We start from the raw sequence: 26029 nt of genomic DNA on the forward strand, positions 1-26029 counted from the left end.
TGACGGTGGTGTGTGGGGGTGTGGTGGGGTGTTGGGTGAGGGTGTTGTGTTCGGTGTCGAGGTTGATGGTGCGGACGCCTGGGGTGGGGTTGTCGCTTTGTGTGATGAGGAGTCGGGCGCCGGAGTTTTCGAGCATGTAGGTGAGTCGGTCGGCGGGGTATGCGGGGTCCAGGGGGAGGTAGGCGGCTCCGGCTTTCATGATGGCGAGGAGGCCGATGGCCATGCGTGTCCCGCGTTCGACGGACAGGCCGATCAGTTCGCCGGGTCCCGCGCCGAGTGAGATCAGGTGATGGGCGAGCTGGTTCGCGGAGCGTTCCAGTTCCGCGTAGGTGAGGGAGTGTTCGCCGCAGGTCACGGCGGTCGCGTCGGGGCGCTCGGCGGCCCGTTCCGAGACCTGGCTGTGCAGCGTTCCCGGCCACGGGTCGGCGCCCTCGGTCACCGCCCACTCCCGCACCACCCGATCCCACTCGCCCGCACTGAGCATCGGGACGGCGGACACCGGCCGGGCCGGCGCGTCGGCCATGCCGATGAGCAGGGCTTCCAGGTGCGTGGCCATCCGCTCGACAGTCGACGCGTCGAAGAGCGCCGGGTCGTAGGCCAGTGCGTACGCCAACTCCTCACCGGCGTAGGCGACCAGGTTCAGCGGGAAGTTGGTGACATCGGCGCCCTCCAGCCCGTGCAGCCGGATGCCGTCGTCGGCGTCGCCGGTGTCTCCGTCCACGGGGAAGTTCTCGAAGGCCACCAGGCTGTCGAAGAGGTTGGTGCCGCGCTCGACATCGCTCCAGCCCTGGATGCGGGGGAGCGGTACGTACTCGTACTGCCGCGCTTCGGCCTGCGCCTCCTGCACCCCGGCGAGCCAGGCGCCGACCGAGGAGTCCCCGTCCACACCGACGCGCACCGGCAGCGTGTTGATGAGCATGCCCACCATGGAGTCGGCGCCCGGCAGATCGGCGGGGCGGCCCGAGACGGTCGCGCCGAAGACGACGTCGCTCTCCCCGGCGTACCGCGAGAGCAGCAACGCCCAGGCGCCCTGGACCACGGTGTTGACGGTGAGCCGTTCGGCGCGGGCGAAGTCGTAGAGCTTGCGCGACGCGGCGGCGGGGAGCCGGGTCACCAGCCGTTCGGCCGACCGGGCGCGGTGGGTGGCGACCGGACGGCGGTCGTACGGGAGCGCCGTCGGCTGGTCGAACCCGTCGAGCAGGCCCCGCCAGTACGCCTCGGCCTCGGTCAGGTCCTGGCCCTGGAGCCACTCGACGTAGGTGCCGAACGGGCGCCGCGAGGGCAGCGCGGGGCGCTCGCCGGCCAGCAGTGCCCGGTAGGCCCTGGTCAGCTCGTCGAGCATCTGGAAGGTGCTCCAGCCGTCGAGCAGCACATGGTGGGAGGTACGCACCACCCGCACCGAGGTGTCGGAGGTGCGGGCGACGGCGATCCGGACCATCGGGGCGGCGGACAGATCGATGCCCAGCTCCCGGTCCTCGGCCAGGTGGCGGGCGAGCGCCCGGTCCTGCTCGTCGCCGCTCAGGAGGCGCCAGTCGAGGTGGCGGACCGGCTGCACGACGTTCCGCCGTACGACCAGCAGGGGTTGTTCCACCTGCTCCCAGACGACGGCGCCCCGCAGGATCTCCAGATGGTCGGTGACGTGCTGCCAGGCCTTCTCCAGGAGTTCCGGCTCGGCGACGCCGTCCATCCGGAAGCTCATCTGCTCGAAGTAGGCGCCGCTGTCCGGCTCGGCGAGGGTGTGGAAGAGCATGCCGCTCTGCATGGGGGTGAGCGGGTAGATGTCCTCGACGTCCCGGCCGTCACCGGCGATCCGGTCCACCGCGGACTGGTCGAGACGGGCGAGGGGGAAGTCGGACGGGGTCGCGCCGCCGCTCGACGGGTCCTGGCAGTGCTCCAGCAGGGAGCGCAGCGCCACCAGATGCTCCCGCGCCACCCGCTCCACCGTGGACCGGTCGAAGACCTCGCCGGAGAAGATCCAGGTGAAGCCGAGGGTGCCGTCCTCCACCATGCCGACGACGTCCAGCAGGTACGGGCGCGGCTCGTCCGCTGCGTGGTCCTGGCCGAGGGCGGGCAGCCGGTCGCGGACCAGACCGTCCTGTGCGGTGATGCCGTCCCACTGGCCGAGGTAGTTGAAGCTGATCGGCGGAAGCGGGTCGGTGCGCAGCGCGTGGCCGGGTGAGCCCGGCGGGGAGAGGAAGCGCAGGGCGTCGTAGCCGAGGCCGTGGCCCGGGACGGCGTGCAACTGCTCCTTGACGGACTTGATGGTCCCACCCCAGCCGGAGCCGTCCGGGAAGCTCAGCGCGACCGGGAAGTGCGTGGTGTACCAGCCCACGGTGCGCGACAGGTCGAGGTCGTCGAAGAGCTCCTCACGGCCGTGCCCCTCCAGGCCGATGACCAGGCGCTCCGCGCCGGTCCACGAGGTGAGTGAGCGGCCGAGCGCGGCCACGAGGACGTCGTTGATCCGCGTGCGGTACACCGACGGGACCCGGTGGAGCAGCGCATCGGTCTCCGCGCGGTCCAGGCGCACCTCGACGGTCTGCTCGGCCGCGGTGACGTTGCGCCCGGCGGGGTGGTCGACGGGCAGGGCGGGGGCGTTCGCGACGTCGACCGAGCGCCAGTGCGCCACCTCGGGGTCGAGACCGCCGCCCCGGACGTACGCGGTGAGGCGTTCCGCCCACTGCTGGTAGCTGCTGGTCCGGGCGCCGAGGCCGGCGGGGCGGCCCTCGGACAGGTGCGTGTAGGCGGTGGCGAGGTCCTCCAGCAGGACCCGCCACGAGACACCGTCCATGACGATGTGGTGGACGGCGAGGAAGAGACGCGGCGCCGGCTCGCCGACGCCCTGGGCGAACACGCCCTTCACCAGGGTGCCGGCCGACAGGTCGAGGGCCCGCTGTGCCTCCAGGGCCGCCGCGTCCAGCGCCTGTCCGGGGTCGGGGACCGCCGTGAGGTCGAGGACGGTGAGGAGGCCGGCGGGCTGCTCGCCGTACTCCTGGACCCAGTCGCCGTCCTGGCGGAGGTACCGCAGCCGCAGGGCGTCGTGGTGGGCGACGACCGCGTCCAGGGCCCGCGCCAGCAGGGCCGCGTCGGTGCCGGGCGCCAGCCGCAGGTGCACGGACATCGCGTAGTGGTCGGGGTCGACGGTGTGCTCGTCGAGGAACCAGCGTTGGATCGGGGTCAGCGGGACCCGCCCGGCGACCTGTGCTTCGGCCGGTGCCGACAACTCCTCGGCGGGGGCGGTGACCGCCGCGAGCGCGGCGACGCTCTGGTTCAGGAAGAGCAACCGCGAGGTGAGGCGCAGTCCGGCCTGGCGGGCGCGGGAGACGACCTGGATGGCGAGGATCGAATCGCCGCCGAGGTCGAAGAAGTTGTCGTGGACGCCGACCCGGGCGACACCGAGAACCTCCGCCCAGACGGCTGCCAGCGTCTCCTCGGTCGCGTCGCGCGGCGCGGTGTACTCGGTGCCCAGCCGGTCGGTGTCGACCTCGGGTTCGGGCAGCGAGCGCCGGTCGACCTTGCCGCTGGGGAGGAGGGGCAGTCGGTCCAGGGTGACGAAGACCGCCGGGACCATGTAGTCGGGCAGCTGCCCGGACAGGTGCCCGCGCAGGTCGGTGCCACGGGGCCCCGCCCCGCCGTCCTCGGGCACCACGTACGCGACCAGCCGCTGTCTGCCGGACTCCTCCTGCCAGGTGAGGACCACCGCGTCCCGCACCTCCGGGTGGCTGAGCAGGGCGCTCTCCACCTCACCGAGCTCGATCCGGAACCCGCGGATCTTCACCTGGTCGTCGGCGCGGCCCAGGAACTCCAGGTCCCCGGAGGCCAGCCACCGCGCCCGGTCGCCGGTGCGGTAGAGCCGGCCGCCGCCGGGGAAGGGGCTGTCGGTGAACCGTTCCGCCGTGAGTTCCGGCCGGCCGTGGTAGCCGCGGGCGATGCCCTCGCCGCCGATCCAGACCTCGCCCGGCACGCCCTGCGGGACCAGGTTCCGCCGGGCGTCCAGCACATAGACGCGGGTGTTGGGCAGCGGGCGGCCGATGGGGACGTAGACGGTGCCGCCGAGGCTCTCCTCGCTCGGCACGAAGACGGTCGAGTCGACGGTGGCCTCGGTGCCGCCGTAGGCGTTGGCGACGACACAGCCGGGGCTGATCCGGCGCAGGAGGTTGCGGCAGTCCTCGACCCGCCAGCCTTCGGAGCCGACCGAGATCAGTCGCAGCGGGGGGAAGTCCTCGCCGCGCCGCTCGACCTCCTGGAGGACGGCGTTGAGCAGCGACGGCACGATCTCCAGACCGGTGGCGCCGGTCCGTGCGATCAGGTCGAGGAGCGCGGCCGGGTCGGTGGTGACGTCCTTCGAAGCGATGACCAGGGAACCGCCGAAGGGCAGCGAGCGGATGAGGTCGGCGAAGAAGAGGTCCACGGAGAGGCTGGAGACGGACAGGAAGCGCGGCTTCAGCTCCGTGAGGCCGTACCGCTCGTCCCAGGCGTTCAGGATGTGCCGGACGTTACGGTGCTCGACGGCGACGCCCTTGGGGCTGCCGGTGGAGCCCGAGGTGTAGATGACGTACGCCAGGTCGTCCGGTGCGACGGTGGCCGGCGGCGGGGTGGCGGGCCGCCGCCCGATCTCCTCCGCCTCCGCGGCCAGGTCCACGAACCGTACGCCGTCCTCCAGCCGCAGGCGCTCACGCGCCGTGCCGTCGCCGACCACGATCCGGGCGCCGGAGTCGGCCAGCATGTAGGCGAGGCGGTCGCCCGGGAAGCCGGGGTCGAGCGGGACATAGGCCGCGCCCGCGCGGAGGATGCCGAGCAGGCCCACCGCCATGGCGGAGCCGCGCTCGACGCTCAGGCCGACCAGCGAGCCGGGGCCGGCGCCCAGGCCGGCCAGGTGGTGGGCGAGCCGGTTGGCACGCTCGTCCAGTTCGCGGTGGGTGAGGGTGGCGTCGTCGGCGACGAGGGCGACGGCGCCGGGCGTGCGGGCGGCCTGGGCGGCCAGCCGCTCGTGGACGAGCGCGTCGTCGCCGCACGGCAGCTCGGTGGCGTTCCACTCCACGGCGAGCCGGTGCCGCTCCGCCCCGGTCAGCAGCGGGAGCGCGGCCACCGGGCTGCCGGGGTCGGCGATCACGCCGTCGAGCAGGACGAGCAGATGGCCGGCGAGCCGCTCCACGGTGCCGGGGTCGAAGAGGGCGGTGTCGTACTCGACCAGGCCGCTCAGGGCCCCGTCCCGCTCGGTGAACTCGAAGGTGAGGTCGAACAGCGCGGCGTCCCGCTCCAGCGGGTAGAGGGAGACGGCCGCGCCGGGCAGCGAAACGGTGTCGGCGGGGGAGTCCTGGAGGGCCACCATGGCCTGCACCAGCGGGGTGCGGCTGGTGTCGCGCTCCGGCTGGACGGCCTCCACGAGCTTGTCGAACGGGACGTCCTCGTGGGCGAAGGCGTCGAGCACGGTCTCCTTCACCCGGTCCAGCAGCTCGCCGAAGGGCAGCTCCGGCGACACGTCGGTCCGCAGGACCACGGTGTTGACCAGGAAGCCCACCAACCGCTCCAGGTCCCGGTGGCCGCGCGCGGCCGACGAGGTGCCGAGGGCGATGTCCTGCTGGCCGGACCAGCGGGCGAGGACCGCCTTGACGGCCGCCGTCAGCGCCATGAAGAGGCTTGCGCCCCGCTGCCGGGCCAGCGCCCTGATCCCCGCGACGGTGGCGGCGGGCACGGTGAAGTGGTGCACCGCGCCGGCCGAGTCGCGGACGGCGGGTCGGGGCCGGTCGGTGGGGAGTTCGAGCGGGGTGATGCCCTTGAGCTGTTCGCGCCACCAGGTGAGTTGTTGGTCGAGGAGGCCGCCGTCTTCGAGTCGGTCGCGTTGCCAGGCGGCGAAGTCGGGGTACTGGACGGTGACGTCGGGCAGTTCGTGCGGGCGGTTCTGGACGTGGGCGGTGTACAGCTCGCCGAGTTCCTGGGCGATGACGCCCATGGACCAGCCGTCGGTGACGATGTGGTGCATGCCCAGGACGCAGATGTGCTCGTCGTCGGCGAGGCGGACGAGCAGGACGCGGACGAGCGGGCCGTTCCCCAGGTCGTACGGACGGGCCAGCTCCGCCAGGACGGTCTTGCGGGCGGCCTCCTCGTCACCGGCCTCGGCGTCCACCCAGTCGGCGTCGAGCCGCTCGTGGACGAACTGCACCCCCACGCCGTCCCGCAGGCCGAACGTCGTCCGCAGCGCCTCATGACGGGCCACCAGGTCACCGACGGCCGTGCGCAGCGCCCGGGCGTCGAGGCGTCCGGTGATCCGCAGCGGCAGCGCCGAGTGGTAGGCGGCGCCGCCCGGCTCGAAGTCCTCCAGGAACCACAGGCGTTGCTGGCCGTGGGACATCCGCAGGTCCCCGTCGCGGGCCACCGCGGGAACCAGCGGCGCGGTCCTCGCCGCCCCGCCGCCCCGACCGGCCAGGCGCTGGGCGAGGGCCTCCCGGAGGTGTGCGGGGAGTCCTGCTATCCGGTCATCGCGGGAAGACGGCTGGTTCATCGGAACAATCCCCCAGGGATATGCGGGTCGGCGGTCTGCTGGTCGAGGAGCGGGCTCCCGGCACGGGGTCCGGGGCGGTACAGGCGCGGTGTGCGGCGGGCCGGGCGCCCGGCCCGCCGCACGGAGCGGGGCCGGGGCCAGGTGGCGCCGTGCCGGGTCAGGCGGTCGCGGCGCGCAGGCTGCGCGGGCGCATGTCGGTCCAGAGCTCCTCGACCCGGGCGAGGCACTCCTCGCGGGAACGGTCGGCGAGCACGGTCTCCCAGCCCGCCGGGACGGCGGTGCCGGTCGGCCACAGGGAGTACTGGCCCTCGTCGTTGACGAGCACGTCGTAGGAACGGTCGGAGTTCTCGAAGGGGTTGGACACGGTGTGCCTTTCGTACGGGAGGGATGGGAGTGGGGTGCGGGCCGTCGTCGGCCCGTCGGGGACCACGGGACGCGTCAGGACGGTGCCGCGGCCGCCTCCAGTTCGGCGAGGATCACTTCCTCGACCTCGGCGGCCGATTCGAGGACCGTCGGCCGGTCGAAGACGGCGCGCGGGGTCAGGTCGGTGCCGAACACCGCGTTGATCCGCGACACCGTCCGCAGGGCCAGCAGCGAATCTCCGCCCAGTTCGAAGAAGTTGTCGTGCAGGCCGACCCGTTCGGCCCCGAGCAGCTCCTGCCAGATCTCGGCGATCAGCGTCTCGGTGGGCGAGGACGGCGCCACGTACGCGGTGGCGGTGGCGAGCCGCGTCTCCTCCGGGCCGGGCAGCGCCGACCGGTCGACCTTGCCGTTCGCGGTCAACGGCAGGGCGTTCAGGGCGGTGTAGTGCGCCGGCAGCATGTGCTCCGGCAACGAGGCCGCCAGATGGGCGCGCAACTCCGCGGCACCGGGCAGAGCGGCTCCCCGGGCCGGGACCAGATGGCCGACCAGGACGGTCCGGCCCGAGCCGGGTTCGGTGTGCGCGGCCACGGCCGCGTCCCCGACGGCGGGATGGGCGGCGAGCACGGCCTCGATCTCGCCGGTCTCGACGCGGAAGCCGCGGATCTTGACCTGGCCGTCGCCGCGGCCCAGGAACTCCAGCGTGCCGTCCGCCCGCCACGCCACCCGGTCCCCCGAGCGGTACATGCGGCTGCCCGGGGCGCCGAACGGGTCGGCGACGAACCGCTCCGCCGTCAGCCCGGCCCGCGCGTGGTAGCCGAGGGCGAGCCCCGCACCGGCGATGTACAGCTCGCCCGGCACCCCGCGGGGAACCGGTGCCAGCGCCCCGTCCAGGACGTACACCCGGGTGTTGGCCAGCGGCGAGCCCAGCGGCACGGAACCCTCGCCGAGCGCGCCGCGCACATCGTGCGTGGTGGTGAAGGTGGTGGCCTCGGTCGGGCCGTAGCCGTTGGTGAGCCGCAGCGAGGGGAGGGCGTCGAGGACCCGGGCACAGTGCTCGGGCGAGAGCCGGTCGCCCCCCGCCAGCAGTTGGCGCAGCCCGGCGAAGACCGTGACGTCGTCCTCGGCGACCTGGTGGAACAGGCCCGCGGTGAGCCACAGGTGGGTGACCGCGTGCTCCGCGAGGAACCGGCCGAGCCCGGCCGCGGTCGGCACCCCCGGCGGGTGCACCGCCACCCGGGCGCCGCGCAGCAGTGCCGTCCACAGCTCGAAGGTCGACGCGTCGAAGGAGAGCGAGGCGAACTGCGCCACCGTGTCGCCGGGGCGGACGTCGGTGTAGCCGCTCGCCGACGCCAGCCGGACCACGGCCCGGTGCGGGGTCAGCACGCCCTTGGGGGTGCCGGTGGAGCCCGAGGTGTACATGACGTACGCGAGATCGTCCGGCGCCGGGTGCGGCGCGGGCGCCGTGCCGCCGGGCCGGGCGGCGACCGCCCCGGCGTCCTCGTCCAGGTCGACCGTCCGGACCGGGGCGGCGGGCAGCCGGTCGCGCAGCGCCTTCTCGGTGACCAGTAGCCCCACCCCGGCGTCGCCGATCATGTACGCCAGCCGGTCGGCCGGATAGCTGGGGTCCAGCGGGACGTACGCCGCCCCGGCCTTGAGCGTGGCGAGCAGCGCGGTGACCGTGCGCGCGCCACGTTCCAGGCACAGGCCCACCGGGGTGTCCCGCCCGGCGCCGAGCGCGACCAGGTGGTGGGCGAGGCGGTTGGCCCGCTCGTCCAGTTCCCGGTACGTCAGTTCCCCGTCCGCGCCGGTGACGGCGACGGCGTCGGGGTGCTCCCGGACGCGGGCGGCGAACAGCTCCGGCACCGACGCCCCGGGCAGCTCCTCGGCGGTGTCGTTCCAGTCGCGTACGGTCTGCTCCGCCTCCGCCCCGGTGAGCATCCCCACCGCGGATACCGGCATGTCCCCGTCAGCGGCCGCGAGGGAGCCGAGCAGCGCCTCCAGCCGGCCGCAGAGCAGCTCGGCGGTCGCCTCCTCGTACAGCTCGGCGTCGTACGCCAGGGTGTAGCTGAGGTCGTCGCCCGCGTAGGCGATGAGGTTGAGCGGGTAGTGGGTGGCCTCCGTGCCCGCGAGACGGCGCAGCCGCAGCCCGTGGGCGGCGGCCGCCTCGTCGTCCATCGGGTAGTTCTCGAAGACGACCAGGGTGCGGAAGAGATCGGCGCCGCGCCCGACCGCGCCGCACGCCTGGATGCGGGGGAGCGGCACGTACTCGTACTGGCGCGCCTCCACCTGGGTCCGCTGGAGCTCCTGGAGCCAGGCGGTGACGCCCGCCGACTCCTCGACGCGCACCCGGACCGGCAGGGTGTTGATGAGCATGCCGATCATGGCGTCGGCGCCGGGCAGGTCGGCCGGACGGCCCGAAACGGTGGCGCCGAAGACCACGTCGGACTCGCCCGCGTGCCGGGCCAGCAGCAGCGCCCAGGCGCCCTGGAGAACGGTGTTGACGGTCAGCCGGTGCCGCCGGGCGAAGGCGAACAGCTCGCGGGAGGCGGCGGGGTCCAGACGCCGCGCCAGCCGGGCCGTGGAACCGGTGGCGTGGCCCGCAGCGGTGTGCCGCACGGCGGGCAGCGGCGTCGGCGCCGCGAAGCCGTCGAGGGTCTCGCGCCAGTACGTCTCCGCCTCCGCCAGATCCTGCCGCTCCAGCCAGTCGAGGTAGGCGCGGAAGGGGCGCCGGGCGGGCAGCGGGTGCTCCCGGCCCGCGGCCAGGGCCGCGTAGGCGGCGTGGGTCTGCGCCAGCACGTCGAAGGTGGACCAGCCGTCGAGCAGGATGTGGTGGAAGGCGCAGACCAGCCGGACGGTGGTGTCCGAGAGCCGGATGAGGGCGAGCCGCATCAGCGGCGCGGTGGTCGGAGCGACGGGGCGTGCGCGGTCCTCGGCGAGGAACCGCCGTACCGCCTCTTCCCGCTCGTCGGCCGGCAGCGCCCGCCAGTCGAGATGGGTCACCGGCAGTTCGGCGTGGCGCCGGACCACCATCAGCGGGCGCTCGACGTCCCGCCACTCCAGACCGGCGCGCAGGACACCGACGTGGTCGGCGACCTGCTGCCAGGCCAGGGCGAGCAGCCCGGGGTCGGCGATGCCGTCCAGCTCGAAGGTCACCTGCTCGGAGTAGGCGCCCGGGGTGGACAGGGTGTGGAAGAGCATGCCGCTCTGCACCGGGGTGAGCGGGTGGATGTCCTCGATGTCCCGGCCGGTGCCGGCGATCCGGTCGACCGCCGCCTGGTCGAGCCCGGCGAGCGGGAAGTCGGACGGGGTGGCGCCGCCGTTCTCCGGCCGCAGGCAGTGCTCCACCAGGCCGCGCAGCGCGGCGAGGAACGCGTCGGCGAGCCGCTGGACCGTCTCCGTGCGGTGGACGGCGGGGGCGTGGAACCAGTCGACGCGCAGTTCGCCGTCCCCGACGGCGGCCACGACGTCGATCAGGTGCGGACGGGGCTGTGCGGGCGCCTGGTCGGCACCGAGCCGCTCCGCGAGCCGCGAACGGACCAGGCCCTCGGTGCCGGTGGCACCGTCCCACCGGCCCAGGTAGTTGAAGCTGATCTCGGGGGCCGGGGCGTGTGACAGGGCGCGGTGTGCGGCGCTGCCGGGCTCGGAGAGGTGGCGCAGGGCGCCGTAGCCGATGCCGTGGCCGGGTACGGCCCGCAGCCGCTCCTTCACCGCCTTGAGGGCGCTTCCCCAGTCGCCGTCGGGGCCGTCGGGGAGATCCAGCGCGAACGGGTGGATGGTGGTGAACCAGCCGACGGTGCGGGTGAGGTCGACGTCGTCGAAGAGCTCCTCGCGGCCGTGGCCCTCCAGGGCGACGGTGACCGGCGCCCCGGCCCAGTCGCGCAGCACCCGGCCGAGCGCGGTCAGCAGCACGTCGTTGATCCGGGTGCGGTACGCCGCGGGCACCTGCTGGAGCAGGGCCCGGGTCTCGGCGCGGCCCAGCCGCACGGAGGCGGTCGCCGCGCCGCCGAAGGTGTTGGCCCCGGGCGCCTGGTCCCCGCCGCCGTCGCGGGGCAGCGGCCGGACGCCGGCCGACACCGCCCGCCAGTGGGCCAGTTCACCGTCCAGTGCGCCGGAGCGGACATGGCCGGCGAGCCGGGCCGCCCAGTGCTGGTAGCTGCTGGTCCTGGTGCCCAGGTCGACCGGGCGTCCCGCGGCGAGTCGGGTGTAGGCGGTCGCGAGGTCCTCCAGGACGACGCGCCAGGAGACCGCGTCCATCACCAGGTGGTGGACGGCCAGGAACAGCCGGGGCAGCAGGGAGGGGCCGAGGCGGAAGAACACGCCCCTGAACAGGCTGCCGCCCGCCAGGTCCAGTGACCGCTGCGCCGCCGACGCGGCCTCGTGCAGGGCGGCCTCCCGCCGGTCCGCCGGGAGCCCGGAAAGGTCGCGCACGGCGAGCGGCGGGGCGGCGGCACCGCCGTACTCCTGGACCCACCGGCCGTCGTCCCGGCGCGTGTACCGCATCCGCAGGGCGTCGTGGTGGCCGACGACCGCGGCGAGGGCACGCTCCAGCAGAGCGATGTCCGTGTCGGGCGCCAGTTCGACCTGCGCGGACATGCCGTAGTGGTCCGGGTCGACGGTGTGCTCGGTGAAGAACCAGCTCTGGATCGGGGTGAGAGCGACCTCGCCCGTCACCTCGGCCGGTCCGTCGCCCGCGGCCTCCTCGACCGTCCCGGCGGCCTCCGCGAGGGCGGCGACGCTCTGGTTGAGGAAGAGCAGCCGGGAGGTGAGCCGGATGCCGGCCTGGCGGGCGCGGGAGGCGACCTGGATGGAGAGGATCGAGTCGCCGCCGAGATCGAAGAAGTTGTCGTGGACGCCGACCCGTTCCACGCCGAGCACCTCGGCCCAGATGCCGGCCAGCAGCTCTTCGGTGCGGTTGCGCGGCGGGGTGTGGTCCGAGCCGCCGAGCTCCGCCCGGAAGTCCGGTTCGGGCAGGGCCCGCCGGTCGACCTTGCCGCTCGGTGTGAGCGGCAGCCGCTCCAGCCGGACGTACACACCGGGCACCATGTAGTCCGGCAGCGAACCGGACAGATGGGAGCGGAGCTCGCCGGTGGTCAGGTCGCGGTCGGCCACCAGGTGGCCGACGAGCCGCTGCCGGCCCGCTTCGTCGCGGTGCACGGCGACCACGGCGTCCCGTACGTCCGGATGGCGGCCGAGCGCCGTCTCGATCTCGCCCACCTCGATGCGGAAGCCGCGCAGCTTCACCTGGTTGTCGGCGCGGCCCAGGTACTCCAGGCTGCCGTCGGCCCGGCGGCGCGCCACGTCACCGGAGCGGTACATCCGCTCGCCCGGCGCCCCGTACGGGTCGGCGGTGAACCGCTCGGCGGTCAGACCCGGCCGCCGGTGGTAGCCCTGGGCCAGGTGCGGCCCGGAGATGTACAGCTCACCGGGGACCCCGACGGGCACCGGCTGGAGCGCGGCGTCCAGCAGCCGGACGCGCGTGTTGGGCAACGGGGTGCCGATCGGCGGGACGGCGCCCCCGGTGAGCGGAGCGCTCATGGTGGCGACGACGGTGGACTCGGTGGGTCCGTACGCGTTGATCATGCGCCGGCCGGCGGACCAGCGGGCCACCAGGTCGCCGGTGCTCGCCTCACCGCCGACGACCAGGGTGCGCAGGCCCTCCAGCCCCTCCGGGGTCAGGGTGGCGACGGCCGAGGGCGCCAGCAGGGCGTGGCTGATGCGGCGTTCGCGCAGGAAGCTCTGGAGCGCCTCGCCGACCAGCGGCCCGTGCGGCGGCAGGACGAGGGTGGCGCCCGCGGGCAGCGCCATCAGGATCTCCATCACCGCGCCGTCGAACGACGAGGAGGCGAACTGGATGACGCGGCTCCCCTCGGTCACCTCCAGCCGCTCGATCTCGGCGGCGGCCAGGTTCCCGACCCCCCGGTGCGGGACGAGCACCCCCTTGGGCGTTCCGGTCGACCCGGAGGTGTAGATGACGTACGCGAGGTCGTCCGGACGCGGCCCCGGCGCGGGCGCGGTGGCCGGGAGCCGGTCCCTCAGCCCGGGGTCGGCGTCGAGGTCGACGACGACGGCGCCGGTGTCCGGAAGGTACCCGGCCAGCTCGGTGCGGGTGACGACGAGTGAGGCGCCGGAGTCCTGGAGCATGAAGGCGAGCCGGTCGGCCGGGTAGCCGGGGTCGAGCGGCAGATAGGCGGCCCCGGCCTTCATGATGCCGAGCAGCCCCACCACGGTCTCCACGCCGCGCTCCAGGCACAGCCCGACGCGGGTTCCGGGCCCGGCACCGAGCGAACGGAGCTGGTGGGCGAGTTGGTTGGCCCGCTCGTCCAGCTCCCGGTAGCTCAGCGTGGTGTGCGGATCCTCCACGGCGGGCGCGTCGGGGCGACGGCGCGCGCTCTCGGCGACCAGCTCCGGGAAGGTACCGGCCGGCGGGGAGGTGGTGGCGCCGTTCCAGTCGTGGACGAGCTGGTGGTGCTCGGCGTCGGTCAGCATCGGCAGGGTGGCGAGGCTGCGGTCCGGCTCGGCCGCGGCGGCGGTCAGCACCGTGGTCACGTGCCCGGCGAACCGGGCGATGGTCGCCTCGTCGAACAGGGCGGTGCTGTAGCCCACCTGGGCGGTGAGGCCGTCCTCGCCCTCGAAGAACTCCACGGTCAGGTCGAACGGCGCGGCCTCGCGGTGCACCGGGTGGTCGGCGACGTCGAGGCCGGGCAGCCGGGCGCGGTCGGACGGCGCGTTCTGCAGCACCACCATGGCCTGCACCAGAGGGGTGCGGCTGTTGTCGCGGGCCGCGCCGACCGCGTCCACGATCCGCTCGAAGGGCACGTCCTCATGGGCGAACGCCTCCAGGGCGGTCTCCTTCAGCCGTGCCAGCAGTTCCTTGTACGACGAGGCGGTGTCGACGTGGGAGCGGAGCACCACCGTGTTGACGAGGAAGCCGACCAGTTCCTCCAGGTCGCGGTGGTTGCGGCCGGAGGAGGCCGTGCCGACGGCGATGTCCGTCTGGCCGGACCAGCGGGCGAGGACCGTCTTCACCGCCGCCGTGAGCGCCATGAAGAGGGTCGCGCCCTCCCGCCGCGCCAACTCCTCGACGGCCCGCGCGGTGGCGGCGGGCACGGCGAAGGTGTGCGTGGCGCCCGCGGTGGAGCGCACCCTGGACCGCGGTCGGTCGGTGGGAAGTTGCAGCGGAGTGATGCCGTCCAGCCGCTCGCGCCACCACTCCAGCTGCCGGGTGAGGAGGCCGCCGCCCTCGAGGCGTCCGCGCTGCCACGCGGCGAAGTCCGCGTACTGCACGGCGGGTTCGGGCAACCGGTGCGCACGGCCCTCGGTGCGCGCGGCGTAGCACGCGCCCAGTTCGCGCAGGACGATGCCGGTGGACCAGCCGTCGGTGACGATGTGGTGCATGCCCAGGACGCAGACGTGCTCGTCGTCGGCGAGGCGGACGAGCAGGACACGCACCAGCGGGCCGGCCGTCAGATCGTACGGGCGGGCCGTCTCGGCGCGGACCAGCTCGCGCAGCCGCTCCTCGCGCAGGGCTTCGGGGACGGCGGAGAGGTCCTCGGTCCGCCACGCGGGGGCGAGCCGCGCGTGGACGACCTGGACGCCGCGGCCGCCGACCACACCGAAGGTGGTCCGCAGCGCCTCGTGGCGCGCGGTCAGGTCCTGGACGGCGCCGTGCAGCGCGTCCGGGTCGAGGGCGCCGGTCAGCCGCAGGCCGGCGGCGGTGTGGTACTCGGCGCTGTCGGGGTCGAAGTCATGGAGGAACCACTGGCGTTGCTGACCGTACGACATCGGCATCGGCCGGGCGCCGTCGCGAGGCACGAGCGGGATGGCGGAGTCCTCGACGGAGTCCTCCGGTGCCACCGAGGCGGCGAGCCCGGCGATCGTCGGGGTGTCGAAGAGGGCGCGGGGCGCCACGGCGACGCCGAGTGCCGCGCGCATCCGGGAGACGGCGCGGACGGAGAGGATCGAGTTGCCGCCGAGCGCGAAGAAGTCGTCGTGGACACCGATGCGTTCGACGCCGAGCACGTCGGTCCAGATGGCGGCCAGGGTCTCCTCGACGGCGGTACGCGGCGCGTCCTCGGCGCCGCCCCCGCTCTCCCGCGGGGTGGCGGGGTCGGGCAGCGCCCTGCGGTCCACCTTGTCGTTGGGGGTGAGCGGCAGGGCGTCGAGGACCACGACGGCGGTGGGCACCATGTGGTCGGGCAGGCTCCGGGCGAGGAAGGCCCGCAGGTCGTCGGCGGCGGGGTGCCGCTCCCCGGCCGCCGCGACGTACGCCAGCAGGTTGGCGTTGCGGGTCACCACGACCGCCTGGGCGACGTCCTGGTGGAGCGCCAGGGCGCTCTCGATCTCGCCGAGCTCGATGCGGAAGCCGCGCACCTTGACCTGGTCGTCGACCCGGCCCAGGTATTCCAGGTCACCCGCCGCGTTCCAGCGGGCGATGTCCCCCGAGCGGTACATGCGCTCGCCGGGCGCGCCGAAGGGGTTGGCGACGAACCGCTCCGCGGTGAGGCCGGGCCGCCCCCGGTAGCCGCGGGCCAGCCCGGGGCCCGCGAGGTACAGCTCGCCGCGCACACCCGCCGGGACGGGCCGCAGGGCGTCGTCGAGGACGTACGCCCGGAAGTTGGCGATCGGGGTGCCGATCGGGGGGACCACGGCGCCGCTGAGCGGGCGGCTCATGGTGGCGCAGACGGTGGTCTCGGTCGGGCCGTACGCGTTGATCATGCGGCGGCCGTTCGACCAGCGGGCGACCAGGTCGGCGGTGCTGGCCTCGCCGGCGACGACGAGGGTGGCGCCGTCGGGCAGGCCGCGCCCTTCGGGCAGCACGGCGACGGTGGCGGGCGTCAGGGTGGCGTGGGTGACGCAGTGCTCGGCGGCGTAGGCGGCGAGCGGTTCGCCGGGCGCCAGGGTCTCCTTGGAGCCCATGACGAGGGTGGCGCCGTTCAGCAGACCCATGCAGATCTCCCAGAACGCCGCGTCGAAGCTGGCGGAGGCGAACTGGAGGACCCGGCTCCCGGTGGTGACGCCGAACGCCTCGGCCTGCACCGCGGCCAGGTTGCCGATGCCCGTGTGGGAGACGAGGACGCCCTTGGGGCGGCCGGTGGAGCCGGAGGTGTAGATGGCGTACGCCAGGTCCTCGACGGCCGGCGCCGTCCGGGGGGCGGTCGTCGGGCGGGCGTCGAGCGCGGCCCGGTCGGCGGTGAGGTCCACCAGGGCCGCGTCGGTGTCGGGCAGCCGGTCGCGCAGCTCGCGCTGGGTGACGACGATGCGGGCGTCCGAGTCCTGGAGCATGTACGCCAGCCGGTCGGCCGGGTACGCCGGGTCGAGCGGAAGGTAGGCGGCGCCCGCCTTCATGATGCCGAGCAGTCCGGCCGCCATGGCCGCGCCCCGCTCGACGCAGAGGCCGATCAACTGGTCGCGTCCGGCGCCGAGTTCCAGCAGGTGGTGAGCGATGCGGTTGGCGCGCTCGTCCAGTTCCCGGTAGCTCACGGGGCCGTGCTCGTCGATGACGGCACTCGCCTCGGGCCGGGCGGCCACCCGGGCGGCGAACAGCTCGGGGAAGGTGCCGGCGGGGACCGGTCGTGCGGTGTCGTTCCAGTCGTGCACGACCTCGGTGAACTCGTCCTCGGTGATCAGCGGCAGCGCGCTGACCGGTGTGTCCGGGCCCGCCGCCGCCCCGGCGAGCAGGACGGCGAGGTGCCCGGCGAGCCCGGCGGCCGTCGCCGGCTCGAAGAGAGCGGTGCTGTGCCGCACCCGCAGCCGGGTGCCGGTGACCTCCACCGAAAGGTCCAGCGGGTCGAAGTCCCGGTGCTGCGGAGGGAGTTCGTCCAGAACCGCGACCATGGCCTGGATCAGCGGGGTGATGCTGGTGTCGCGGGTGGGGGCGAGGGCGTCGACGAGGTCGGCGAACGGGACGCCGTCGTGGCCGAGGGCCTCGTCCAGGGCGCGGCCGGTGTCGTCCAGCAGGACGGCGAAGGGCGCGGCCGGGTCGACGGTGGTGCGGACGACGACGGTGTGGCCGGAGCGGGGGGAGACCGTTCCGAGCGCCATGTCCTCCTGGCCGGAGTAGCGGGCGAGCAGGGCGGTGACGGCGGCGGCGAGGACCGCGGTGGGGGCGGTGCCACGGCTTCGGCCCAGCTCCGCCAGGGCCGCCGCGGGCAGCTCGCACTCGTGGGTGGCGGTGCCGCTCGACCGGATCACCGGGCGCGGTCGGTCGGCCGGCAGGTCCAGCGGCGGGACACCGTCCAGCCGGGTCCGCCAGAAGTCGGTCTGAGCGGTGACCGTCCGGTCCACCGGCGCGTCGGCGCGAACCACGTGTGTACCTCCAGAGAAGCGGTTTCCGGGCAGGGGAGGGCGCGGGGTGCCCGGAAGCCGACGGGAAAGTCGGGAAGGGGGGCGAAGGACGGACGGCGCGCGGTGTCCCGGCCGGGACACCGCGGAAGGGCGCTACGAAGCCGCGGTACGCCGGGCGGAACGGCCGCCGAGTTGCATGAGGTGCGTCTCGCCCGAGGCGCGGTCCGTGACGAACCGGCCGGTGTAGGGGGCGGTGTCGGTGTCGGTCCGCCGGGCGGTGAAGGTGAGGTCCTCGTGGACCGTCAGGTCGGCGACGAGGCCGGTGGCGTCGGTCAGGCGGGGTGCGGTGCCGTCCTCGGCAGTGCGCACGCGGAACAGGGTGTCGCCGTTGCGGTAGTCGCCGTCGAACCGGCCGAGTCCGGTGGTGAGCCGTGGCGTGGCGGGGGCCACGGGCCGGTGGTCGCCGACCGGGACGCCGTCCTCGCGGAGCGCGTCGACCAGCTCCGCCCACATCGTGGTGCCGGTGGTGGCGTTGGTGGTCAGGGCCACGATGGTGCCGTCGGCGGGCCGGAACCGCAGGTGGGCGGTGCCGCCGTCGACCGTGCCGTCGTGGCCCAGCCAGTCGCCGTCCGGCGACGTGTGACGGGCCAGCCCCAGGCCCCAGCCGTCGGCCATGCCGAACGCGTCGGCCGCGGGCGTCCGGGCGTGCATCTCGGCGCGCTGCTCCTCGGGCAGGAGTGCGGCGGCGTCGGGACAGGTGCCCAGGAGCAGGGTGGCGAGGCCGGCCAGGTCGTCGGCGCTGCCGGCCAGCCCGCCCGCCGGGGCCCAGCTGGGGGGCAGGAAGAGGCCGACGGGCGTGACCGGGCGGGCCCCGCCGGGGCGGACCGTGTGACACTGCGCCAGGGGCCGCTGCCTGCTCGGTGCGTCATGCACGAAGGCCGGGTCGATGCCGAGCGGACGCAGTGTCATGTTGGCCAGGGCGGCCTGCCACTTCATGTCGGTGACGGCTTCGACGACCCTGCCGAGAATGTTGTATCCGGAATTCGAATAGGAGAAGCACGATCCGGGCCGGTGCAGTGTGCGGGTCGTTGTCGCGACACTCGCCGTGTAACGGGCGAGAGAGGTCTCCGCGACATCGTCCGTCTCGTGGTCGGCCACCAGTCCGCCGGTATGGCTGAGCAGGTGCCGCAGGGTGATCCCGGAAAACGCGTCGTCCGCCGCGCTGTCGAATTCCGCCACGTATTCCGCGACGGGGTCGTCCCACTCGATTTCACCTTCGGCGACGAGTTGGCCGACCAGAGTCGCGGTGAATGCCTTGGTCACCGAACCCAGGGCGAAAGCCGTTGTGGTGGAGACCGGATCGGTGGTGCCGGTCCGTGCCACCCCGGTGGTCACCGAGAGGCTGCTGCCCGCTCGGTGGATGGCGAGTTGTGCGCCAGGGACCGCGTGCGCACGGGCGAGAGTGCGTAGGAGATCCTCCGCCTGGTCCGCTTCCAAGATTCCCCCTTGTCGAACGCCGACGGTGCGGCTACCCGTACCGCGAGGGGTGCGGGTAGCCGTACCACCTCATCTTCGATCAACTGTTCGTTGAACGGCAAGAGCTTTCGATGTGAGGAAAAGTCCCAGCTCAGATGGGGTGCGGAGTCCAGGGAAGGGTGACGGTCACCCGAGTGGGGCCACCTGGTGGACTGCTGATGTCCAGCCAGCCGTTGAGCGCGGCGGCCCGGTCGCCCAGCCCGCGCAGCCCCGTCCCGCCCGCCAGCGAGGCGCCGCCCGTGCCGTTGTCGGTCACCGAGACGGCCAGGTGGTTGTCGTGCTCCTCGAGGGTGACCTGAATGAGGGGGGCGGAGGCGTGCTTCACGGTGTTGGCGAGGCATTCGGCGACGATGTAGTACGCCGTCGACTCGACATTCACATCGGGTCGCCGCCGAAGCCCGCTGATCACTTCGACCGGCACATGAAAGCGCTCGGTCAGCGCGGTCACCGCCGCTTCCAGGCCGCGGTCGCTGAGAATGGGCGGCTGAACTCCCCGTACCAGACTGCGAATCTCGTCCAGTGCCTTTCCTATTTCCTCATGCGTTTCCTCGACCACGGCACGCAAATGCGCGGCGTCGTCCCCGTGGCGGTTCTTGGCGAGGGAAAGGTTCATGAGAAGTACGGCCAGCCGTGCCTGCGCCCCGTCGTGCAGATCACGCTCCAGACGGCGGTAATCGGCGTCGTTCACCCGCAGCGCGGCGATGCGCTGGCGCTCCGCCGCCTCCTCGCGGCGATGGGTCTCCGCCTCGTCGAGGCGGCTCAGGATGCGGAGCACCACCCGGGCCCGCAGTCCGCCCATCCAGAACAGCAGCCCCATGAGCAGGGTGAAGACCGCCACCGAGGCCAGCGCCACCGCCACCCGGGTCACGGTGCTGGACACCGTCAGTGTGTTGCCGGGACCAAAGGCCAACTGCTCGGCCGGTCCCAGTGGCAGCGACACGAGGAAGACCACCACGGGCACCGCGAGCGCCGCCAGCGGCAGCAGCCACACCGTGCCGAGCAGAAGCAGACCGATGTACCGGATGTCGTCCCAGCCGGCCCGGGGCTGCTCCTCCGGCTCGGCCTTCGCCGTCGGCCGGATCGGGGCGTCGGTCTGGCCGGTGTCGGCGATCACCGAGCGGGCGAGGAGCCGCTCCAGGTCGGCGACGGCCCGCAGCAGCGGCAGACTGAACGAGAGTCCCTTGTACAGGACCGCCATCCGGTCCGGGAGCAGCCGCAGCACCTCGCGCATCGGACTCTCCGGTTCCGGGGGGCCCGGGTGGTCCTTCTTGCCGGGACGCCGTCGGAGAACCGTCGGCACCACGCGTACGCAGAGGACGACGGCTTGCGGCACGGCGACGAGCGGCAGCCACGACGCGACGCGCAGCAGCAGCGAGAGGACGAGCAGCGGGGCCAGCAGCAGCCCCACCAGGCTGCCGATGGAGAGGTAGATGAGGCCGGCCGCAACTCTGTACGGGGTCGAGGAATTCACCGGATCAGGAGCCCACCGCATCTCATTCGGGTTTGTCGTGGAGCCTGTCGGTTCCCCGCAGATAGTTCAGAACGGCCAGCACCCGCCTGTGATTCTCGCCCGAGTTCGCTATTTTCAGCTTGCCCAGGATCGAAGTGACGTGTTTCTCCACCGCGCGCTCGGATATCCCGAGACGGTTGACGATTCCGCTGTTCGTCAGCCCGGTCGCCATCAGTTCCAGCACCTGTCGTTCCCGCGGGGACAGTAGTTCCGTCGCGTGCTTCTCGCGCGGACTTCCCACGAACTGCTTGAAGATGTCCGAGTCCAGCACCGTCTCCCCCTGCCGGACCCGGTGCAGCGCCGAGAGGAACTCCGCGAAGTCGCCCACCCGTTGCTTGAGCAGGTAACCCGTCCCGGCCGGTGCCCCGTGGACCAACTCCTCCGCGTACGTGGGTTCCACGTACTGGGAGAGCAGCAGGACGGCGGTGCCGGTTCCCAGCCGCTGGATCTCCAGCGCGGCCCGAATACCTTCGTCGGTATGGGTCGGCGGCATCCGGACATCCATGATGACCACGTGCGGCCGGTCCTTGCGCACCACTTCCAGAATGCCCGTCGCATCGCCCAGCGAAGCCACGACCTCAATGCCCTCGTCCGCCAGCAGTCTCGCCATTCCCGCCCGCAGAAGCGCGGAATCCTCGGCGATCGCGACGCGCATGGAGACTCCTGCTCTTCGGGTTCGTGCCCATCAACCGATGGGTGAGTGATGCCGATTGGTACAAAAAAATGGTGTGGGCTGTCAGCATAGGGGCGGCGCGGAGCACACCGCTACGTTCACGGCGGCGACCGGCACGGAGCGGACGGAGGCGGGGAGCCCCCCTGCCGGGGGCGGAGCGGCGCGGCCCGAGAGTAGCCCAGACACGCCCTAGATGCCCGTGGTACCGGGCGGAGGTGCGTCGGGGGCGTCGCACCTCCGCCGGGGAGACCCGTGACCGGACTCGGACCCCCGGGGCCGGGTCAGACCTTCTGCGGGACCCGGTGAGCCCGGTGCGGTGTCGTGGTGGCGGTGCTGACCTGCCGCAGGAGGCGACCGGTCGCGGCGAGGCTCACCACCACCCCCACCAGGACACACGCCGCGAAGAGCGTTCCGAGCATGCCCCACGGCACGCTCAGCGGAGGCTCGCCGCCGAACACGCTCAGCGACCCCCGGTAGGCGTGGGCGCCCCACGCGACCACCGCGGCCGCGATCAGCGCCCCCAGCACCGTGGTGGCCAGGGTCTCCCACAGCGCCATCCGCCGGACCTGGCCCGCACTGACACCGATCATCCGCATACCGGCGATCTCCCGGCCGCGCCTGCTGTACGACATGACCAGGGTGCTCGCCACCGCGATCAGCGCGTACAGCGAGGCGGGCACCGTCAGCACGGCCAGCACCAGGCTGTTCAGCCGGTCCTGGTCGGTCCCGGTGCGCCCGAACCACGTGTCGGCCGACAGCACCCGCACCCGGTCGGCGCCGAGCCGCTCGGTGAGCTCCGCCGCGGCGGCCCCGGCAGAGGCCGCGCCCCGCCCGTCGAGCAGCACCGCCGCACGCTCCGGGCGCGGGGCGGGGGAGGCGCCCCGGGTGTCCGGCGGCAGCACCACCGGAGGCACGGCGGAACCGCCGTCCAGCACCGCCGCGACCTTCGCCCGGACCGGCTCGCCGCCGAACAGGCTGTAGGTGATGGTGGAGCCCGCGTGGTTCCCGTACCACTCGGAGAACTCCTTCGAGATGGCCACCGTGCCCGGCTCCAGCGGCCCGAGGGAGCCGCCCACCACGGTGATCCGGTGCGTACGCGAGAGCGCCACCGGGTCCGCCAGCGCCGCCTGCTCCTTCCACACCGAGTACGGTCCGGCCACCGCGATCTCCAGCGGCGCGGGGGCCGACACGGCGGCCACCCGCGGGTCCTCCCGCAGCCGGTCGACCGTGTCCCGGTCCAGCGTGGCGCCGTCCCGGGCGGGCTCGACCACGAGCTGGGCGGTGGTCCGCGCCCGGTCGTCCGCCGAGGTCGCCGCGCCCGTGGTGGAGAACACCGTGGTGAAGATCCCGACGATCGCGAGGATCGCCAGCACCGGCCCCACCAGCGACGCGGTCCGCCGCCGGGACGTACGCACCGACTCCGCCGCCAGCCGTCCCGCCACCGGGTCCGCCCAGCGCAGCGGCACCGCCATCAGGAGCAGCAGCGGCGGCAGGTACCACGGCCCGAGCAGGGTGGCCCCGATGGCCAGCGCCATCGTGCCGAACAGCGCCAGCGGCGTCGCCGCCTCGGCGCCCGAGCCCGGTGCGAGCGCCACCATCACCGCACCGGCGAGCAGCGCCGGCACACCGGTCACGGCGCGCCCCACCGTCATCGTGCGGGAGTCGAGGTCGGCCTCGCGCAGCGCCTCGCTCGGCCGTGCCCGCGCGGCCCGCTTCGAGGCGGCCACCATGCCGAGCACGGCGATGACCAGTCCGCTGCCCGCGGCGAACACCAGGGGCCACAGCAGCGGGCCCGGCCGCAGGTCGACCGGCGACAGACCGGTCCCGTTCAGCGCCTCGACGGCGACCGGCGCCGTCACCGCGGCGACCGCGCAGCCGAGCGCCGCGGCCGGCACCGCCACCGCCAGGGACTCACCGAGCACCATCCGGCGGACCTGGCCGCCGCCCGCCCCCACCAGACGCAGCAACCCCATGTCGCGGCGGCGCAGCGCGATGCCGAAGGCACAGGTCCCGGCGATGACGAAGACCGTCACGAACGCCGACACCACCCCGGCCATCGCCAGCACGCTCTGCACCCCGCCCATGTCCAGATCACCGCTGGAGAGGGTGTGGGCCGTGCCGGCGCCGTCCTTCAAGGTCGCCGTGGGGTTCGAGCCGTCCGGCGTCCCGTCCACCGCCCAGGTCGCCGCCAGCGCCGCCGCCGAGACGCCGATCAGCGCGACGCCGAGAGCGAGCGCGACGAACGTCCCGGCGAACAGGGCCCAGTAGTGCCGTACCGACTGCAACGAGATGCGCCACATCACTGCTCCCAGAGGCTGAGCTGCTGAGCGACCGCTTCGGCCGTCGGGTGGTCGAGCTTGCCGACGATGTGACCGTCGGAGAGGAAGATGACACGGTCCGCGCAGGCGGCGGCCGCCGGATCGTGGGTGACCATCACCACCGTGCGCGCGGCCCGGTCGACCGTGTCGCGCAGCAGCTCCATGATCTGCCGCCCGCTGCGGCGGTCCAGGGAGCCGGTGGGCTCGTCGGCGAACACGAGTTCCGGTTCGGCCACCAGCGTCCGCGCGATGGCCACCCGCTGCTGCTGGCCGCCGGAGAGCTGTGCCGGGCGCCGGCCCGCCTTGTCCCCAAGACCCACCTGCTGCAACGCCTCCATGATCCGGTCCCGTCGCACCCGCCCGCGCTGCAGCCGCAGCGGCAGCGCCACGTTCTCGTACACGGTCAGCATCGGCAGCAGGTTGAACTGCTGGAAGACGAAGCCGATGCGGCTGCGGCGCACCACGGTCAGCTCGCGTTCCCCGCAGGCCGCCAGGTCGGTCTCACCCAACAGGACCCTGCCGGTGTCGGGCTTGTCGAGCCCCGCCGCGCAGTTCAGCAGCGTGGTCTTGCCGGAACCGGAAGGACCCATCACCGCGGTCAGCGCCCGTTGGGGGAAGCCCACGCTGACCTCGCGCAGCACGGGTACGGGACCCGCGGCGCTCGGATAGCTCTTGGAGACGGCCGAGAGCTGGATGGCGGGGAGCTGAATGTCCGTGAGCAGTGGCATGCTCCCAGTCCAGCAGAGACACGGGCCCGGGGCAGTGGGGCTGCGAGGAGTGTCGGGGGGAGGGTTTTCCCTACTGCCGGGCCGCCGCCGGGCGGATAGAGTTCCAGGTGAACCCCACTCGATCGCCGTCCCGGTGCATCCGCCGGCCCCAGATCCTCCGGAGGAACACGGACCGATGAGTGTCGCCGTCTGGGAGGCCGTGCGACGGCGCCCGATGCGCTTCCTGGTCTCCGCCTGGCCCTGGCGCTGCTGGGCCTTCCTGCTGAGCGGCCTGGTCGTGGGAGCGGTGGTGCTGTTCCTGTGCGCCGCGCTGTTCCTGGCCGGCGTGGGCCTGTCGGTGGTGGGTGTCGGACTGCTGCTCCTGCTGGCCCTGGCGGTCCTCGGAGTCCCCGTCGCGGCCCTGGAACGGCGCCGGCTGCGGCTCGTGGAACCGGAACCGCCGCTCGACCCGCACGGCTCCCTGCCCGGGACGAGCGCGCTGCCGTGGCTGCGTACCCGGCTGCGGGAGCGGGCGACCTGGCGGGAGCTGGCGTACGCGCTGCTGCTCGGGTTCGTCTTCACGGCGACGGGCATCGGTTTCGCCGCGCTGCTCGGGCTCTCGCTGGTTCTCATGGTGACCCCGGTGATCGTCTGGGCCATCGCCCCCGACACGGTGATGCTGGTGCCCGGGCAGCCGATCTCCGACCCCGTCGCCGCTCTGCCCGGCAGCGCCGCCGGGCTGTTCGGCCTGGTGGTCTCGGCGTACGCGGGCGGCCTGCTGGCCGGTCTCCAGGTACGCGTCGCCCAGGTCCTGCTCTCCGCCCGCGACGAGGACTTCCAAAGCCGGGTCATCGAACTCACCCGCTCCCGGGCCCGGTTGGTCGACGCCTTCGAGGCCGAGCGCCGCCGGATCGAGCGGGACCTGCACGACGGCGCCCAGCAGCAGCTCGTGGCGCTCACCATGACGCTGGGGCTGGCCGAACTGGAGCTGCGCGGCGGGGAATCGGGCGCCAAGGAGCTCGTCACCCGGGCGAGGGGCGAGGCCCGCCAGGCCCTGGACCAGCTGCGTTCGCTGGTACGCGGTATCCATCCGCAGGTGCTCACCGACCACGGGCTGCCCGCCGCGGTCGCCGAACTCGCCCTGCGCAATCCGATTCCCGTCGTCGTCGACCTGGATCTGCCGCACCGGCTGCCGTCCGCCATGGAGACCATGGCGTACTTCACGATCACCGAGGCACTCACCAACGCCTCCAAGCACAGTGGCGCGGACCAGGTGTCCATCGTGGGCCGGGTCCGGGACGACACCCTCGTCCTGCTCGTCACCGACGACGGCCACGGCGGCGCCGACCCCGAGGCCGGTGCCGGTCTGCAAGGATTGGCGGACCGGGTGGCCATTCTGAAAGGCAGGCTCATCGTGACCAGTCCCGTCGGCGGACCCACGCAGCTCCGGGTGGAGGTGCCGGTTCCGTGCTCCGCGTAGTGCTGGCAGAGGACGCCGTCCTGCTCCGCGCCGGACTGGTCGAACTGCTCTCCCGGGTCGGGCACCAGGTGACCGCCGCCGTCGGGGACGCGGAGGAACTGGCCCGCGCGGTGCGGGCGGACCGGCCGGACGTGGTCATCACCGACGTACGGATGCCGCCCGGCTTCCGCGACGAGGGGCTGCGCGCGGCCCTGGAACTGCGCCGCGAGGATCCGTCCCTGCCGGTGCTGGTGCTGTCGCAGTACGTCGCCACCGCCTACGCCACCCAGCTGCTGGGCGGTTCGTCGACGGCGGGCGGCCTCGGCTACCTCCTGAAGGACCGGGTGGGGGACGTCACCGAGTTCCTCGACGCGCTCGACCGGGTCGCCGCCGGGCAGACCGTGATCGACCCGGAGGTGGTGCGGGTACTGCTCCAGCAAGGGGCCGCCGACAAGCCGCTCCAGCGGCTGACCCCCCGCGAGCGGGAGGTGCTCGCCGTCATGGCGGAGGGCCTCAACAACCAGGCCATCGCCCACCGGCTCACCATCACCGAGGCGTCGGTGGTCAAGCACGCCAGCAGCATCTTCATGAAGCTGGAGCTCGACCCGGCCGAGGGCAACCGCCGGGTCCTCGCCGTGCTCGCCCATCTGCGCCGCGAGGACCCCGCCGCCTGAGTGCCG

General features: G+C 73.5%; 10 protein-coding genes. 2 read left to right on the forward strand and 8 right to left on the reverse strand.

What is annotated here, in order from left to right:
* The 8 genes from ACF08W_RS00005 to ACF08W_RS00040 all read right to left on the reverse strand — a co-directional run.
* Positions 1 to 6499: amino acid adenylation domain-containing protein (locus tag ACF08W_RS00005; RefSeq protein ID WP_392277853.1), on the reverse strand; the 6499-nt coding region annotated here is incomplete at its 3' end.
* A gap of 157 nt (positions 6500 to 6656) precedes the next feature.
* Positions 6657 to 6863: an MbtH family protein gene (locus tag ACF08W_RS00010; RefSeq protein ID WP_385217509.1), complete on the reverse strand. Its 207-nt coding sequence runs from the start codon at positions 6861 to 6863 to the stop codon at positions 6657 to 6659.
* A 74-nt stretch (positions 6864 to 6937) separates the two neighbouring features.
* A complete protein-coding gene (locus ACF08W_RS00015; protein ID WP_392277854.1) occupies positions 6938 to 17167 on the reverse strand; it encodes an amino acid adenylation domain-containing protein in 10230 nt (3409 codons plus the stop codon).
* A 132-nt stretch (positions 17168 to 17299) separates the two neighbouring features.
* Positions 17300 to 18643 carry a serine hydrolase domain-containing protein gene (locus ACF08W_RS00020; RefSeq protein ID WP_392277855.1) on the reverse strand — a complete coding sequence of 448 codons (1344 nt, stop codon included), beginning with the start codon at positions 18641 to 18643 and terminating at the stop codon, positions 17300 to 17302.
* Between the two features lie 130 nt (positions 18644 to 18773).
* Positions 18774 to 20153 (reverse strand): sensor histidine kinase, encoded by a 1380-nt coding sequence (locus ACF08W_RS00025; protein ID WP_385217498.1) that lies wholly within the window; start codon positions 20151 to 20153, stop codon positions 18774 to 18776.
* 22 nt (positions 20154 to 20175) lie between these two features.
* Positions 20176 to 20847: a response regulator transcription factor gene (locus ACF08W_RS00030; protein WP_352279710.1), complete on the reverse strand. Its 672-nt coding sequence runs from the start codon at positions 20845 to 20847 to the stop codon at positions 20176 to 20178.
* 299 nt (positions 20848 to 21146) lie between these two features.
* A complete protein-coding gene (locus tag ACF08W_RS00035) occupies positions 21147 to 23165 on the reverse strand; it encodes an FtsX-like permease family protein (RefSeq protein ID WP_392277856.1) in 2019 nt (672 codons plus the stop codon).
* Positions 23165 to 23911 (reverse strand): ABC transporter ATP-binding protein, encoded by a 747-nt coding sequence (locus tag ACF08W_RS00040; protein ID WP_352279706.1) that lies wholly within the window; start codon positions 23909 to 23911, stop codon positions 23165 to 23167. The genes ACF08W_RS00035 and ACF08W_RS00040 overlap by 1 nt, the downstream gene beginning before the upstream one ends.
* A gap of 175 nt (positions 23912 to 24086) precedes the next feature.
* Between ACF08W_RS00040 and ACF08W_RS00045 the strand changes: the two genes are divergently transcribed.
* A complete protein-coding gene (locus ACF08W_RS00045) occupies positions 24087 to 25370 on the forward strand; it encodes a sensor histidine kinase (protein WP_392277857.1) in 1284 nt (427 codons plus the stop codon).
* Positions 25358 to 26023, forward strand: a complete 666-nt coding sequence (locus ACF08W_RS00050) for a response regulator (protein ID WP_385217486.1) — start codon at positions 25358 to 25360, stop codon at positions 26021 to 26023. Before ACF08W_RS00045 ends, ACF08W_RS00050 begins: the two co-directional genes overlap by 13 nt.
* Positions 26024 to 26029 lie beyond the last annotated feature (6 nt).

The sequence above is a fragment of the Streptomyces sp. NPDC015144 genome (genome assembly GCF_043079735.1).
Classification (GTDB): Bacteria; Actinomycetota; Actinomycetes; order Streptomycetales; family Streptomycetaceae; genus Streptomyces.

Excerpts from the sequence above, each read along its gene's own strand:
- ACF08W_RS00030 (WP_352279710.1), bottom strand. The coding sequence starts at position 20,847 with ATGCGCGTCGCGATCGCCGAGGATTCCGCGCTTCTGCGGGCGGGAATG.
- ACF08W_RS00045 (WP_392277857.1), top strand. The coding sequence starts at position 24,087 with ATGAGTGTCGCCGTCTGGGAGGCCGTGCGACGGCGCCCGATGCGCTTC.
- ACF08W_RS00035 (WP_392277856.1), bottom strand. The coding sequence starts at position 23,165 with ATGTGGCGCATCTCGTTGCAGTCGGTACGGCACTACTGGGCCCTGTTC.
- ACF08W_RS00040 (WP_352279706.1), bottom strand. The coding sequence starts at position 23,911 with ATGCCACTGCTCACGGACATTCAGCTCCCCGCCATCCAGCTCTCGGCC.